Below are 15,717 nucleotides of genomic sequence, written 5' to 3'. Positions count from 1 at the left end.
TGATTTACGCTTAGGAATACCAGGAGCCGAAATCAGCTTTTAATCTGCGTTTCAAGAACTTTTGTTCTGAGTGGGCTTCAGAGCGATCGCAACTGGCTATGATTGCCAGTCCCAAAACCGACGGCTGAAACCCTCATTATGAGCGTCAACTTCCAAAAGTTTTCGATCTGCTGACTCTCTACGAATTCTTCTCTTCTCAATCGCGGAGACGCTGCGCGGTTTTCATGCGCGAAGCGCTGTACGAGACGCTTCTCTACCAGAGGCACGCGGCTACGCAAAGGTGTTCTTGGCATCTTCTCCTTCTCCTATCGGAGATGCGAGGCGCGAAAACGGTTCGATAAATTAAGGTTTTTGAGGATTTTTGCGTAAGTCCTAAAAATGACACATTTACTGCCCTTAAGGGTAGAACCTGAAAATTTCAACAATTACAAAAATGCACACACCTTTGCACTTAAAGTACCGACCGCGCACATTAGACGAGTTGGCAGGTCAGGAGTACGTTCAAAAAACTCTTATCAATGCGCTTGTTTCAGGCAAAATTGCTCAGGCTTACCTCTTCATCGGTTCCAGAGGAACGGGTAAAACCTCGACAGCCCGGATATTTGCGAAGTCACTAAACTGTACCGCTAGCCCTAAACCAACTGCCCATCCCTGTGGCGAGTGTCATTCGTGCCGCTCTATTGATAAAAGTACCAGTTTGGATGTTGCCGAAATTGATGCGGCTAGCAACAATGGGGTCGATGATGCCCGCAGTCTAATCGAGCGTAGTAGTTTTGCCCCAGCGGTAGGACGCTATCGAGTTTTTATTTTGGATGAATGTCATTGTCTTACCCCACAGGCATTCAATGCTCTTTTGAAGTGCATTGAAGAACCACCCGCACACGTAGTATTTATTCTCTGCACAACGGAACCTCACAAAGTTCTGCCGACAATTACAAGCCGATGCCAAGTATTTAACTTTCGTGCTTTGTCCATTAGCGCTATTGTAGAGCAACTTCGGTTCGTAGCCCAAAAAGAATCTATTGCGATCGCCTACAGCGCGGCGAAGCCGATCGCTGATCAAGCTTTGGTGGCGATCGCACGCACGGCTGACGGTGGATTAAGAGATGCTTTACAACTATTAGATCAGCTGAGTCTCTTGGGAGTTGAAATTACTAAAAGCCACGTTATTGAACTTTCAGGAAGTGTGGCAGAATCAGACTTGGTGGCAATCCTCCAAGCAATAAAGATTGGCAATATATTCGGATTGTTGCAATTGTCCCGCTCGCTCCTAGACAACGGCAAAACACCCAAACTGATTTTGAGCAATTTGCTCACCATCTACCGCGACTTGGTTATAGTTATAGCTTCCCCAAAAAGCCAAGACCTGATTACTGGGGCAATCAGCTACTCCCAACTCAAACAACTAGCGACAAATTGGGACTACCAGACAATCAGTGCAGGGCTTACTCAGTTGCAAAAATCGGAAAACCAACTTCGCAATGCAGCCCAACCTCATCTTTGGCTTGAAGTCTGCTTGTTGGGACTGGTCATAACACAATCTGAGCATAGCAACAACTCAAACAACGGCAACGGCTCAAACAACGGCAACGGCTCAAAGACTGTATTGAATTCCAAAAGAAAATCTCAGCCGAAAGTTTCAACGAATAACCTGACTGCTATTTGGAACAAAGTACTGGAGTCCGCAACACCTAACAATCGTTCTTTGCTGACACATGCTGAACTTGTTGAATTGAAGAGTGACTTTGCTGTCATAACAGTCGAAGCAAAATATTTCCACAAATTTAATTGCAATACCGAAAAGGTGGAGAAAATGTTCCAGAAAGCTACTGGAGCAAGAGTGACTGTATCGATTAAGGAGCGTCGTGTTAAATGATTACACTGCTAATCGGCGACGATCAATACGCTATCAAAAAAAAACTTACGTCTTTCAAAAGCGCTCTCGACCCAGCTTGGACGACCTTTAACTACCACCGATTTCCTCAATCGTCCCTCAGTGATGCTATTGACTGCGCTTTGACGATCCCGTTCGGCACTTTAAAAACAAAGTTAATTGTCGTAGAAGATTGCAACTTCAAGCAATTTGATGACGACATGCTGAAAACTCTCAGCCTTCTTCCGCAAATACCGGACTTCTCCCACTTGGTGTTTGTTGCACCGTCCTTTGACAAGCGGTTGAAGGTTTCCAAATTCTTAATCTTACATGCCATGCTTTTGGAATTCATGCTGATCCCACCGTGGCGCACCGATTTAATTGCTCAGTCTATATCGTCACAAGCTAAGTCCCTAAAGCTGCTACTCGACACTAACACAGTTGATTATTTGGCTCAAGCTATTGGGAATGATTTAACCCGTGCAGAATCGGAATTGCAAAAACTCGCCATCTATGGAGAAGGTCGCCGCCTTACCAATGCCGAAGTGCAGGCGCTGGTTCCATCACGGACTCAAAGCAGCCTCCAGTTAGCCGAAGCTATCCGAGAAAATAATGCTAGAAAGGCGATAACTTTGCTCAATGAACTTCTGGCGCGTGCCGAATTCCCACTGGTGATTTGTGCAACGCTCTCCACTCAGTTCCGAACGTGGCTTTGGGTTAAAACAGCGATCTGCGCTTCGCAGCAGCGCTTCGCTATCGTTTCTGGAGTTAAACTTGACGGTGAAATAGCCAAAGTCTGTCAAATTGCCAATCCAAAGCGAGTTTATTTTCTCAAGAAAGAAGTGGCAGCGACATCTGAATTAGCTCTCGCTCAAGCTGTAACATTACTGCTTGAGTTGGAAGTGTCCCTCAAACGGGGAGCAAAAACAGATTCTATGCTGCCCTCAATACTTACAATTGCACGATTATTTCAACCAGTCCAATCGACGTAACTTGAAACTGCACTGATAACCTCTTTCCATCCGACTAAAGGTGGAAAGAGGCAACATCCGTCGTAAGATAAAAATAGTTGATGCAATGCCAGAAATAAATTTTGATCGAATGCCACATCTTTCGCTGGAGAGTCCTTTGATCCCGCCGCCAAATCTGCATATTATGGCAGGGGAATTAATGCTTCCCAGACTCCACACAAGTTAAATAATAGTTCAGCTTGGCTTTGATGTGGTAAATTTCAAGCTAACCTCCAACAATAAATAAACCACTTTACTGAATATCAAACGAACCTATTGCTATTCAAGTAGCGATTTTTAATTACCATTTTGACATTCTGACCATGATTGTATCCTTCACAAATCAAAAGGGAGGGGTCGGCAAATCAACGGCTGCTGTTCATATGACCTACTGGCTTAACCAGCGGGGATCGGCACTGTTAGTTGATTCCGATGCTCAACAAAGTAGTTCCACCTGGCTAAAAAACTTGAATCTGCCCTACCAAGTAATCAGCGATCCAGAAGAGTTATTTGAAACCCTGCCAGCGCTTGTCCAACAATACTCAGCCATAGTTATTGACGGACCAGGTAGTCTCAGCGAAGTAACCAAAGCAATACTCGCTCGGTCTGACCTGGCACTTGTGCCGTGTCAACCTTCTGGTCTTGACCTCCACAGCAGTAGCAAGATTCTCAGGTTTATTCGGCACGCTCAGGAATTGAGAGGAGGAATGCCCAAAGCAGCTATGTTCCTCAGCCGCGCTACTAAGGGGACTGTGTTGTTGCAGGAGTCCAGAGAAGTTCTCAAGGGAAATCCCTTTCCCCTCCTCTCCACCACAATTTACCAGCGCCAGTGTCTTGCTGATGCCCCAGGACAGGAGAAAACTGTTTTTCAAATGTCAGGAGCAGCAGCCAAAGAAGCAGCCAAAGATTATGAGTCTCTGTTCAAAGAATCTCTGGAGGTTCTCAATGACCGCATCAAGGCGTAGTCTCAAGGATTTTGTCTTCGGGGATGAACCCCAGGCACAACCGTCAGGTCAACAGATCGTGCCGTTGACTGCCATTACTCTACCAACGAGTCAGCCCCGACGTTATTTCGATCCTCAAAAGCTTCAGGAACTGACGAATTCAGTCCGCGAGCATGGTATTTTAGAGCCATTACTGGTACGCCCACTGCCCGACAATGAAGGCAAGTATGAGCTAGTGGCTGGAGAAAGACGCTACCGAGCAGCTGTTGCCTCTGGGTTAAGTGAAGTTCCTGTGACCATCCGCACCCTCAGTGACTCTGAAGCACTACAACTTTCCCTCATAGAAAACTTACAACGGGAAGACCTGAACCCAGTTGAGGAAACGGAAGGGATTTTGCAACTACTGTCATTCAAGTTAGAAATGGATGTGTCCGAAGTAGTGGCACGATTGTACCGGATGAGAAATGAAGCCAGCGGCATAGTTAGTCAAAACGTTTTGACTAACTCCGAAGGTGAAGCTATTCAGTCCTTGTTTGACTCACTAGGTCTAGTTAGCTGGGAATCCTTTATTACCACTCGTCTCCCCCTGCTTAAATTGCCAGAGGAAATTAAAGAAGCTCTACGAAGCGGATCAATAGCTTATACCAAAGCTCAGGTTATTGCCAGGGTAAAAGACCAAGATTTACGTCAAGCTTTATTAGAGGAAGCGATCGCCTCTGACTTGTCGTTAACTCAGATTAAGGAAAAAATAGCCGCTATTAACCGCCCATTAGCCAGCGATAAAGGAGAAAATGCAACGCTCAAAAGTCGAGTGGATACAACTTATAGTCTTTTAAAAAAATCAAAGATTTGGAATGACCCCCAGAAGCAAAAACACCTAGAGCAACTACTAGCGCAGATAGAAACACTTCTGACTAATGAATGAGAGTGGTCAGACAAAGCTTTGGAGGTATCCCTTACCTCCAGAGGTCTCTATTGCTGTCCGGGGAAGCCAAGCAGTTAAACTTCAACGAATCCTACCCGATTCTGCTGGCAAAATACCCAGGATTTGGGGACACAGCGCTTTCTCTAAAAGTCCGTGAACCATCACTCTATAACGGACTGTATTTTACAAAATGCTCAAACAGCTGCCAAGCTTAACATTTCTATTCTCCAAGAAAGATATTTTCACCTCCCTAAACCAAACTACAAATCAGCCCATTACACAACACCTTGAAAGGGCTAGTTCTAGGTCTTTACTTAAATCCCCAGAATTTGGTAAATTATGATGGGCGATGTCTGCCACAAGCCGCTAAGAGCGTCTACGCAATCTACAAAAACAGAGATTGAACAGTCAGATCCTTCTGGGTGATACTGAAGTTACGCTGTTCTGCTGTGGCAATGAATGAAACGATCGCTTCACACGTCACAGCAACGGTTAACATCACCAGGTTTCGTGCTAGGGAATAATCACAGACATCATCATTAACAAGAGAAGGAACGCGATAAACGTCATTCCAAATCACTTCTGCATAATCAGCCGATAGTCCCGCATGAAGACAAGGTATGCTTAATTGTTCTGCATAATCTTTCACTGCTTGACGTGCCACGCTATTGTCAAAAACATCAACAATTAGCTGGCTGTCTTTGAGTAGTTGAGTTGTATTTGCTGGTGTCAACTCCTTTGTTTTTGCATCAACTTTAGTACCAATTGCTCGATATAAATTGTTCGCTAAAATCTTCGCTTTGAAGGCTCCAACATCGGAACGGTAGTAAGGCTGAGTTGAAAGATTGCGTTCCTCAATGCGATCACGATCAATCACTGTAAGTTTATCAAAACCAGACCGAGCTAAGTTTTCCGCAATGTTAGCTCCTAATGCTCCAGCCCCACAAATTGTTACAGGATAGTTCTTTAGCTTTGCCATCACAGCATTAGTGCGGTAAAGCTGCTCGTGAAAAAAGATACTCATAATAATTCGTAATACTCGCCAAAGGCGAGAAGCAAGCTACGTAATTCGTAATTAATACTCTTGGTGTTCCATAACACCCACTAAGGATTGCAAATCAAAATCGCGATCGCGTCCACTCAGGCAAATACCAGAACTGACAACAGTCAAATCAGTTTTAGCGATCGCACTACTATGGCGAACACCATCAGCAGTTGTCCAATCGACTGTCCAGTAATCGCTGCGATCATGGAATTGATTTAAGGTACCGCCACCCATTTGCAATGCCTTTCTCAATCGCTTTTCATCCTGTTGGGGTTGAGTAAATCCCTCAATGCGCCGAGTTGCTAATTCATACACTGTGCGGATTTCTGGAGTGATGCCTTTGAATTGCAATTCGTCAGCCGGAATGAGTTGCTTCATTGCAGATTGCAGAGTTTCCACAATTGTCGGATCGGTACGGCGATCGATTTCCTCGAACCAGCATGAATGTCCATTCCAACGGGCAATGATTTGCTCAAAGGCGATACCCTCAGTTACTAAGTGAACTGCGATCGGCTTAACTACCTTCAACCGTTGACGCATATCTACTTCATTCACAGGGTATACTAACCAAGTTTGTCCCCGCAGTTGGTGTGCTAACCGCAGTCGTATTTGGGAAAAGTGTTGTAGATATTCTGCAATTTGGGGTAAGTCTGCTTCTTCTACAACCGTTGCTGTCTTTTCATCCACAGCCTGAAAGATGCCCCAACCTTCAAATTTACTAGGCTTTGGCGTGAAGGTGTAGATCATCCCGGCTACCCTTGTGCGAACTCGTCCACCTTTGACGCAGGGCGCGAGGAATTGAGTGGTATATAACTGTGCTTCTGCGATCGCTATTTGGTTGATTAGCTTAAATATGTTAGTCATAACTAATACCAATTTTCAAAAATAAGGCTACCAATGCAACCCTATAAAATCTGACTTTCTTAATTACGAATTACGAATTACGAATTAATAAAATTCTGCGTGCAAGTTGGTGGAGCATTGCGTGTTCTCAGTTACTAGAGGGACTCCGCTGGTGAGTTGTTACACACTCTTTCAAGGATGGCTACTTTTAAGCCTACCTCCCAGGTTCTTCGCACTCCCCGTTCACACACGCCCACTGTATTTGACAGTGTACCGTTCCTCTCGTACTAGTATGTAGGCTCCAAGAGTTAGGGCACGCAGGATATTAATATAATACAATATACTACATAAAATTGGAAGAGATGAAAAGGGGGATTTTGGAGTAAAGCGATCGCTGCTACTTTATACGCCTTCTTCATGTCGCTCATCAGTATCACCTGGTTGGGTTGAGAAAGGATTTGTAGCTAAAGTGTTAATTTATACTAAATCTAAATATTTTATGTTACAAATAGTAATTTAGACTTGGGTCTAATAACAAATAGGTGAGCGCTTATGAGTAATTTGTTTAGAGACTTTCCTTGCGACTGCGATTATCACGGTGAAGCCCATTTTTTATTAGATGAGTTAACTTTACTTGTAAATGTTACCCTACAGTTAAGATTTACAGATGCCACAGAACTAAAGTTAAAAATAATTTTGAAAGATGATAATAAAGATGAAAACGGCTTTTACTCAGGTATAAATATAAAATTACATAAAGTTAAAAATAATTTTGAAAGATGATAATAAAGATGAAAACGGCTTTTACTCAGGTATAAATATAAAATTACATAAAGCCAACAAGCAGAGTATTGTTATTCAAGAAAAAGTTATTTTAATGGGTATAGCTCATATGCCCAATTACAATTCACCACTCATAAACTTTAGATGTTACCAAATGTTTATATACTCCGGCTGGGATTCCAATTTGTCTCTAGAAGAAGATTTTAGTGATTTAGTTCGGTTAAAGGCATATCTCAACGATGATGTCTCTTCATCAGATGAAATTTTTGGAGTTGAGTTTCAAGGCTTACCGAAGAAACGCGATAATAATTTAAATTTAGCAGAAACGCAGTCTTTCAGTCCATACTGCTTTTTAAATAGTCACTATGAACTAAAATGTGGTAAAAGCTATGTAATACACAGTCAAGATTCATTTAGAAAACCGAATATAGAAACATTCTACAGATTTAGCTTCATAGATATATTACGTTCTATTAATCCTCAAACTAATCAAAGTTTATTAATACAGAAGATTCAAGAGCTTGAACAAGCAATGTTTGAATGTTGTGCTTTTTTAAGCATACTTTGTGACTATGAAATTATACCAATTTACTATGAATTTATAATTTATTCAAAATCCCTAGATAAGGAAATTCAAGGAAAATTAGTTCCTATACAGGAAAAAGCAAGGATTTCTAGATTATCAAAGGCATGGCCAACGCTAGGTGTTTCTATACATCATAATGCTGAAGCCTTCCTAGAGTGCTGTCCATTGGATAAGCAACTTAGTAATGGTATTCTTCAGCTTAAGACAACAGTTTTGGATGTCACTTCAGAATTAAAATTATATGCATCTTGTTCTGCGATTGAGTACTTCTACTCTTACTGGTTAAAAAAGTTGGGAGGTATTCAAGAACTTGAAAATGCATTGATTCAAAAATCACCTCTTTTGCCTTCAAATAGAAGTTTTCAGGACTCATTAAATGAAGCGAAGAATGCAAATGGTAGAACACCACCTCTTTCCTTAACAATTCGATTTTTTCTTGATTCTCTAGGAGTTAGTTGGAATAAATATATCAAAACATCTAAGGGAACACCTGATTTTTTGAATATAAGAAACAATTTGCTGCATGGAAAATATACAGATGCAGAACTTCCAATAATTTATTCTAGTCAAGTTGCAGAGGGTATAGCACTAGAAGCCATGCTTCATATCTTAAAAAAAATATCTAAATCTGATACAGATTTTTACACCGATATTCCTATCGGAGAACCAACAAATAACCACAGAATATTACCTGATGGTTGGCCGGAAGTAGTCCAAGCTTTAGATATGTTTATAAATGGCGATCAGGATGAAATCTTTTGGTCTTTGGAGACTAGGAGATCATGGCAGGAGTTTCGTAATAATTATAAATAATTTCGCTAATTAAGAACGAACTGAGTTAGGAGTAGCAGGTTACAGGTATAGCATTGCCCACCATAGTTAAATGATAGGCAATGCTACTTAGGGTTTGCTGAAAAAGAAAGAAAAGCTTACATTCTCAGATCATCAGACCAAAGAAATATATTCAGGTGCAAGATAAGAGGCTAAAATAACCCAAAATCCTTGCATCTACGTGACTAGCACTCAGGAGTGGGTTATTAGTACATATGTATCGAAAACAGGGGCAACCTCCAGTCTCACCAGAAAATTTTGGACTTCCGTTTGAAGGAAAGTTGTCATCAGATAATCGTTGGATTATTCTGGGAAATTTAATACCCTGGGCAGAATTTGAAGAGGAATATTCATCCGGATTCTCTGTAGAGATGGGAGCGCCAGCAAAGTCGTTTCGGATGGCATTAGGGGCATTAATAATCAAAGAAAAACTAGGAATAAGTGATAGAGAGACAGTAGAACAAATCAAAGAAAATCCTTATCTACAGTACTTCATAGGGATATCATCTTATATTAATGAAGCTCCATTTGATGCATCTATGTTAGTCCATTTTCGTGAAAGAATTAGTGCAGACTTAGTAAACAAAGTGAATGAAGAAACTGTTAAGAGGATGCTAGAGACAACATCTTTGACTTTAGCAACTGAATCAACTGAAAAAAAAACAGAAGAATTAGAAAAAGAAGATAACACGCCAAAAAATCGGGGAAAATTAATATTAGATGCGACTTGTGCGCCAGCAGACATCAGCTATCCAACAGATTTAGAGCTATTAAATCAAGCAAGAAAACAGACAGAAAGAATAATAGACCTTCTTTATGAACAGATAAAAGGTACATTAGAGAAAAAACCAAGGACTTATCGGGAAATAGGGAGAAAAGACTACCTAGAAGTCGCTAAAAAGCGTCGTGTATCCCAAAAAGATAGGAGAAAAGCGATTAAAAAGCAGCTTCAATATATCAAAAGAAACTTATCCCATATTGACCAGCTAATCATATACGGAGCAACTTTAGAAAATTTCAGTAATAGACAATATAAAATGTTGCTTGTAGTTGTAGAAGTTTATCGTCAACAACTATGGTTGTATGAAAATAAAAAACAGAGTATTGACGACCGCATTGTTAGTTTAACCCAACCGCATATCCGTCCAATCGTCCGGGGTAAAGCAGGTAAACCTGTAGAATTTGGGGCAAAATTGTCTGCTAGTTGTTTTGAGGGATATGTATTTTTAGACCATATTAGTTGGAATAATTTTAATGAATCTGGAGACTTAAAAGCACAAGTAGAAGCATATAAAAATTATACTGGCTATTATCCAGAATCCGTTCATGTTGATAAAATTTATCGAACGAGAGAGAATCGAGCTTGGTGCAAAGAAAGAGGTATTATCATGAGTGGACCGGCTTTGGGAAGACCACCAGTAAATGTTAGTAAAGAAAAAAAGAAGCAAGATTTAGAATCCGAGAGAATTCGTAATTGTATTGAAGGAAAATTTGGGCAAGCTAAAAGAAGGTTTAGCCTCAATCGAGTGATGGCGAAACTTTCCCACACTTCTCTTACTGCAATTGCTATTACTTTTTTAGTGATGAATCTTTCTACTCACCTGTCGCGGGTTTTTTATGCTTTTTTATGTCTATTTTTGAAAACTGCACCTTTTATGCAGTTTCGCATAACTGAAAATTATGATTTTGTTATTTATAAACAACAAAAGCTTATCTTTGATTTTACTTGAATAACTAGTCAACCCAAAAGAATTGCTTTTTCATACTTTTTCAGCAAACCCTACTTATAATCTCATTTATCCGATCGCACAGGCAATGGCATATCCAAAATCTCCATCAGCAAATCCAGACGAGAGGGGCGTGTCAGCAGTGGGACGATGTTCGGCAAACTGTAGTAGTCACCCGCGAAAGTGAACGTATCTACAGGTGCTTGCTGCTGCTTCAGTTGACTCTCCACCCAGTTGTAATGAGTACCCACGCGGACAATCACCACATTGGGCATTATTGCCAACTCCCGGCAGTAGTTCTTGTAAACTTCACCGAAGTAAGGAGCCGCATTTTCGCCCTCATCCGTCACCAAAATTATCTGGTCAACTACCTGCTTCTTCTTCCGCATTGCTTCCAATGCACAGCCGATGCTAGTACCACCGCCTGCATTGATGTGCTGGAAGGCACGCTCCCAGTCGGTCAACTCCTTGCCTTTTGCCGTAACAGCGTAAGGAATGGTATCGAAAGCGTAGACAAACAGTTCTGCCTTTGTGATACCAGAGATTAGGGCAGCGAGTTGCAAACCCGTCGCGATCGCATTTTCCATTGAACCAGACTTGTCCACCAGTAAAGCAGTTGGACGAGCGATCGCACCACGCCGCTTTACCTGTTCGTTTGTCACCTTTTCTAGTTGGGCAACGGTGTCTGCGTCAAAATCTCCTGCGTCTGTGGCAATCTGTGCTTTGAATGCTGAGACACGCCCACTCTTAGACGCTGCTTCCAGTTTGGAATCAATCAGCTTCTTGACTTGTGGGTGATCCATTGCACCTCTAGTCTGGAGAGACTTGAGGTTGTTGATCGCTTCCTGTGGAGACATGCTGTTGATTAACGCCACCAATACAACTGGTGTGAGTTGCTTGATTGCACCAATTGCGATCGTATATGGAATTTTGAACTCCACAATCAGCCGTGCCTGTTCTGCGGCATTTTCAGCCTTAGCAAGCTGCTTCAGCACATTTGCTAAGGAACCCTCTGGAGGAGTATCGCAGAATAGAATCGCATTTGCCCGCTCATTTGGCTTGATGTGCAGTGAAGCATATAAGTGCTTCATTGCTTTACGACCTCGCAAAGCGGCGCGATCGAATAGAGCCGGATTGCTCTCCCGCACCTTTAGATAACGCCGTACCGCAGTCCGAGCGGAACGAGGCAGTTTATTCTGCTGCTGCTTCATGAAGTCCACCACACGAGCCACCTGATAGGGTGGAAACTCTTGCAGCATCATAAATCCAGCATCTCGGTGTTCAGTCAAATTACTGGTTAACAAATGAGCAACAAACACTTCCTTGTGGTCGCGGACATCACCATGACGCTGATACCAAACTGCCAGGTGTCCGTAGAAGATGGGATCGAGTTCAATAATTAACTGATGAATTTCTGCGACTTGCTCAAGCTTGCGGTGAGGAGTTGTCAGCAAACTGTTGAGTATTTCCAGGCGCAGGTCACGTTCTGTGGTGTTCATTATAAACCTCCTCTAATTGTGATGGATGAGGAGGCAGATGTTGCACGCGGGGCGATAAAGTCACCGCGCAAGTTGTAGAAGCATTGTGTGTAACTTGTGGAAAGTTATGTAAGCTTCTTTGATCAGGGCGCGGCAACAACTGCCAAATAGAAATTTGATGTAATATAAAGTATCGAAATCGTTGGTACTACTCCCTAAAAGTAGTAGCTGCTCCCAGCTGCCATCATATCTGCCGAAGAATGCGACAGCACTTTTTGAAAGCAGCGACCAGAACCACAAAGACAAAGGTCATTGTTACCAAGCTTTTCTTGTAGTTCCTTGTTGCCATGAACAAGGCGATGCCTACGGCGGGCTACGCCTACGCCACGTTTAACAGCTTTTTCAGATGGGTAGCCACGACGACGTTTGCTCGATGGTTCAAAACCAGAAATATTCAGGCTCTTGATTTAGTTTGATGTTGAAAGAATTAATCTTCTTCATCGTCCTCACCTCCATTTTTAAATACAAAATGAGTTGGTGGCGGTGGAAAATCTTCAAAGGTAATTAAATACCAAATCTCGTTTAGCTTCTGGTATTGATGATAATTATCAATGATGACAATATCAGTTTGTTCCTGCTTTTGCTTCTGCTTTCGAGGTATTTTCTCGGCTGCACAAAGAATTCCAGTTTCAGGATGGATATAGAAGCGATCGCGATGGCTTGCATCTAGCTGAATTCGATACCCTCGATAAGGCTTGCTGTAAAAACCACCATCAATTATTTCTACATACCGTTCAACGTAGTCCCACACATGATCGATAACATGCTGTCCTGCCATTGTGCTAGGATCTAGTCGTTGACACAGTTGGCTGTAAACGTCATTCCAAGGCTGTCCGACTTGCGATGCCTGCGGCGGGCTACGCCTACGCAAAAATCGACGCAAGGGGCCGAGATGGTCTGAAAGATACTTAGATTTATTTATTGGTTTAATCAGGTAGGGATTCAACAATCCATCCTGAATTGCATCCTGGGTGATTTTGTATAATTGCTTCTTAAAGCCAGTCACCTTTTTGAGGCTAATTCTCCTCCCACCGCGAGGACGCTCAATTACAATCTCGCTCAAACGATGTTCGCTCATATCTCACGTTGTTTAAATGCAGTTGTACTAATTGAGTTGTTATTAAACATGAGGAACGCTAACATCATTGAACTCACCTCCGTATTGAATAAAGGTTATAATTGAAGAATTCAGAAGTCAGAATTCAGGAGTCAGAATCAAGACGCTCGTTCCTCTCTACGAGACGCTGCGCGAACGCTACCGCTACGCTATCAGTCGAAGATTCGATTCGACTCACGACTGATTGAAGACTACTAAATCTACGATTTGGTGGGGGTATTAAACCCAGTTATTCATCGCCAGTTATACAGAATTCATTCTGAATTCTGACTCCTGACTCCTGAATTCTGTTTGATAAATCCGATTTAAATAATTGGAATTCCGCACAAGTTAGTAAAGCAGTTTTCACAATTGCCTATACCAATTTGGCTACGCTCCCATCAAAGGGAGCGACAGGATTTGAACCTGCATTCCGTTGCCGGAGTGTGTGTATGCTTTACAAGTTAGGGCGCGGAATTAAGTCTTAAATCATTCCGTGCAAGTTCAAGAAGCTTTTTACAGCTACGGCCGCTCTTACCAAATATTGGCAGTGGGCACACACGCTAAATCTGCGAGAGACTTAGAAATCATGCTTCGCTTATTCGATCGCTCGAACTTTACTACCTTAGGGCCGTTATGAATGTGTATGTATGCTTCTTCTGTTGGGGCACGGATGACTCTGAAAGTTAACCATAGACAGCTTCAGGGCGGACGATCAAATCGCCACTAGGACGGCGATCGATTACATAGGCAGAAAGGCGATCGCTATTCACATCTAAATGCCGAGCAACCCGCTCCTTCACTGCTACATCATTCATCCCTGTTGCAATTCCCAATTGGGTTTTTGGGACATCAACAGAACGTCCTTCAAATCGAATATGAACCATTGCAATCACCTCTTGTTGTAATTACGAACTGATATTAGTGGATCTGATCGGGATTGAACCGATACCCTCCCTGTGAGAGTTACACTCACACCTCATGCAAGTTGAAAAAGCTGTGGTTACACCGCAGGAATTGAACCTGCAACTTATCGTTTTAGATACGATCGCTCTACCATTGAGCAAGTATGTAAGCTTTTTCTGTCAGGGCACAAGTGACATCCGGGATCTCTACCGTTAGAGCTACAGACCCAAGGAAAGCATAATTGCGATGCTCTTATCTTGCTCTCAGAAGTGTCTACACAACTTCAATCGCAGTCAAGAAAGAGTGGAGCCGTCGGGAATTGAACCCGAATCCTGCAACCGTCCGTTTGTTGGCTTCGGAGCAGTCGAACACCAATCGCGGCCCCAAAAGTTGCATTTATGCAATTGTCAAGGTTCCAAGGGCTTTTAGTTTTGCCTTTTGTTGTCCTCTTTATTTTTATACTACAAATGTAGTACTTACTCTACATAATGTCAAGGGGATGCTACAAATTTCGTATTAATTATGTGTGTCATGTCATGTTCGCTTAATTACTTATAAGATTAGGACTTACGCTTGACAGAAAAGCCGAAATGGCAAATATGCTTTTCAGGGCTTTTAGCTAGATTTTTGTGATGCTTACGGCAAGCTGCCGGGAGCAAATAACAAAGCATGGTTTGTAAAAGGCTGAAACGACCTATTTACGTTATTACACAAGATGATTCGTTTGAGAGCGTGCGTAAGTCCTAGCTATTACCCAAAAGGCACAAGCAATCTAATTGCGCTCCATTCATTCGGACATCAGGTAATGGCAGCGCTATCAGTGGTGGTTCTTTCTTTGCACAACGACATTAATTACGTTGTTGAACGCATCGGCGATGGAGGATATTACGGTCTTTTCTACGATTGCAGTGAAGGTGGCAATGGCGCAAGCGAGGCTGTCTTCCAAAACCTTACCAAACTAGCGAGTACAGCAGCACAGCTTGCCCAGTCTTGTGAGTGCGAAACTGCTTGTCCTAAATGCCTTCAACAACATGAGTGTCCGCAAGGGAATAAAGGTCTACTCAAACAACTTGGGATAACTTTACTCAGAGCAATCCCCCAGGAACTCCCAACTCTCTAAAATATCAAAGCCTCTAGGAATTAACTCGTGGAGGCTAATGTATTTTTAACGCTCCCACGCTTGTTTAACATTTTTCCTAAGCTGAATCCAAGATTAAAAAAGATTTGAAAAGACTGGAAAAGTAAAATAAGGCGATTCATAAGTAAACAGAAGATTTTCTCAGACTTATTCTCAAACAGGAACCCGATACCAAATACTTCTAGATACTTATTGTCTCAAGTTTCATGCTTCTAGAATCTTTTGGAAAACTATTTTTTGCTTACTCCAACCGCAGAATTTGAGATAGTTGAATGGATACCATGAGAGTGGATTTTGGAACTTAGCAAGCCATATTTTTTCTATATCCATTGCAATATACAGCACTTCCCGGTGTCATGAGGTACAAGAACCCCACCCCCAACCCCCTCCCCGCAAGCGATGAGCAGGGTGGTTTCATACGAAAAAAGAAAAATATGAAAGCCTCTATTTCTCGTTTTGAATCATAGATTTT

15 protein-coding genes are annotated in these 15,717 nt (G+C 42.2%); 9 read left to right on the top strand and 6 right to left on the bottom strand.

What is annotated here, in order from left to right; translation table 11 throughout:
- Positions 1 to 77: 77 nt before the first annotated feature.
- On the bottom strand, positions 78 to 293 hold the full coding sequence (locus TOL9009_RS44895; RefSeq protein ID WP_144238092.1) for a hypothetical protein: 216 nt from the start codon (positions 291 to 293) through the stop codon (positions 78 to 80).
- Positions 294 to 433: 140 nt separating this feature from the next.
- On the opposite strand from TOL9009_RS44895, the gene dnaX reads away from it, so the two are divergent.
- The 4 genes from dnaX (at position 434) to TOL9009_RS0100285 (ending at position 4,752) form a co-directional block, all read left to right on the top strand.
- Positions 434 to 1,876, top strand: coding sequence for a DNA polymerase III subunit gamma/tau (dnaX, locus tag TOL9009_RS0100300; protein ID WP_029630375.1), 1,443 nt, complete (start codon positions 434 to 436; stop codon positions 1,874 to 1,876).
- Positions 1,873 to 2,865, top strand: a complete 993-nt coding sequence (gene holA / locus TOL9009_RS0100295; protein ID WP_029630374.1) for a DNA polymerase III subunit delta — start codon at positions 1,873 to 1,875, stop codon at positions 2,863 to 2,865. The genes dnaX and holA overlap by 4 nt, the downstream gene beginning before the upstream one ends.
- 341 nt (positions 2,866 to 3,206) lie before the next feature.
- Entirely contained in the window at positions 3,207 to 3,848 is a 642-nt protein-coding gene (locus tag TOL9009_RS0100290; protein ID WP_029630372.1) for an AAA family ATPase, read from the top strand.
- The gene (locus TOL9009_RS0100285; protein ID WP_029630370.1) at positions 3,829 to 4,752 is read left to right on the top strand and encodes a ParB/RepB/Spo0J family partition protein; all 924 of its coding nucleotides are present in this window, start codon (positions 3,829 to 3,831) and stop codon (positions 4,750 to 4,752) included. The genes TOL9009_RS0100290 and TOL9009_RS0100285 overlap by 20 nt, the downstream gene beginning before the upstream one ends.
- A gap of 385 nt (positions 4,753 to 5,137) precedes the next feature.
- On the opposite strand, the gene TOL9009_RS0100275 is transcribed toward TOL9009_RS0100285, so the two are convergent.
- Together TOL9009_RS0100275 and TOL9009_RS0100270 are read right to left on the bottom strand one after the other, a co-directional pair.
- Positions 5,138 to 5,776, bottom strand: a complete 639-nt coding sequence (locus TOL9009_RS0100275; RefSeq protein ID WP_029630367.1) for a HesA/MoeB/ThiF family protein — start codon at positions 5,774 to 5,776, stop codon at positions 5,138 to 5,140.
- A 51-nt stretch (positions 5,777 to 5,827) separates the two neighbouring features.
- Entirely contained in the window at positions 5,828 to 6,661 is an 834-nt protein-coding gene (locus TOL9009_RS0100270) for a hypothetical protein (protein WP_029630365.1), read from the bottom strand.
- A 531-nt stretch (positions 6,662 to 7,192) separates the two neighbouring features.
- Between TOL9009_RS0100270 and TOL9009_RS0100265 the strand changes: the two genes are divergently transcribed.
- The 3 genes from TOL9009_RS0100265 to TOL9009_RS0100255 all read left to right on the top strand — a co-directional run bounded on the left by TOL9009_RS0100265 (position 7,193) and on the right by TOL9009_RS0100255 (position 10,570).
- The gene (locus tag TOL9009_RS0100265) at positions 7,193 to 7,423 is read left to right on the top strand and encodes a hypothetical protein (RefSeq protein WP_029630364.1); all 231 of its coding nucleotides are present in this window, start codon (positions 7,193 to 7,195) and stop codon (positions 7,421 to 7,423) included.
- On the top strand, positions 7,413 to 8,822 hold the full coding sequence (locus tag TOL9009_RS0100260; protein ID WP_029630362.1) for a hypothetical protein: 1,410 nt from the start codon (positions 7,413 to 7,415) through the stop codon (positions 8,820 to 8,822). The genes TOL9009_RS0100265 and TOL9009_RS0100260 overlap by 11 nt, the downstream gene beginning before the upstream one ends.
- A 233-nt stretch (positions 8,823 to 9,055) precedes the next feature.
- Entirely contained in the window at positions 9,056 to 10,570 is a 1,515-nt protein-coding gene (locus TOL9009_RS0100255; protein ID WP_029630360.1) for an IS5 family transposase, read from the top strand.
- 62 nt (positions 10,571 to 10,632) lie between these two features.
- Here the strand turns inward: TOL9009_RS0100255 and TOL9009_RS0100250 are convergent, their stop codons facing one another.
- The 3 genes from TOL9009_RS0100250 to TOL9009_RS0100240 form a co-directional block, all read right to left on the bottom strand.
- The gene (locus TOL9009_RS0100250) at positions 10,633 to 12,066 is read right to left on the bottom strand and encodes a vWA domain-containing protein (RefSeq protein ID WP_029630358.1); all 1,434 of its coding nucleotides are present in this window, start codon (positions 12,064 to 12,066) and stop codon (positions 10,633 to 10,635) included.
- A 466-nt stretch (positions 12,067 to 12,532) separates the two neighbouring features.
- Positions 12,533 to 13,183: a hypothetical protein gene (locus TOL9009_RS37185; protein WP_242055760.1), complete on the bottom strand. Its 651-nt coding sequence runs from the start codon at positions 13,181 to 13,183 to the stop codon at positions 12,533 to 12,535.
- A gap of 704 nt (positions 13,184 to 13,887) precedes the next feature.
- Complete coding sequence (locus TOL9009_RS0100240) at positions 13,888 to 14,088, bottom strand: hypothetical protein (RefSeq protein ID WP_029630357.1); 201 nt, start codon at positions 14,086 to 14,088, stop codon at positions 13,888 to 13,890.
- A gap of 94 nt (positions 14,089 to 14,182) precedes the next feature.
- Between TOL9009_RS0100240 and TOL9009_RS46685 the strand changes: the two genes are divergently transcribed.
- Together TOL9009_RS46685 and TOL9009_RS0100230 are read left to right on the top strand one after the other, a co-directional pair.
- Positions 14,183 to 14,323 (top strand): hypothetical protein, encoded by a 141-nt coding sequence (locus TOL9009_RS46685; RefSeq protein WP_186227436.1) that lies wholly within the window; start codon positions 14,183 to 14,185, stop codon positions 14,321 to 14,323.
- Positions 14,324 to 14,912: 589 nt separating this feature from the next.
- On the top strand, positions 14,913 to 15,227 hold the full coding sequence (locus TOL9009_RS0100230; RefSeq protein ID WP_029630355.1) for a Zn-binding domain-containing protein: 315 nt from the start codon (positions 14,913 to 14,915) through the stop codon (positions 15,225 to 15,227).
- Positions 15,228 to 15,717: the final 490 nt, after the last annotated feature.

This window comes from [Scytonema hofmanni] UTEX 2349, assembly GCF_000582685.1.
Lineage (GTDB): Bacteria > Cyanobacteriota > Cyanobacteriia > Cyanobacteriales > Nostocaceae > Hassallia > Hassallia hofmanni.
This window is presented reverse-complemented; position numbering and strand designations above follow the sequence as displayed.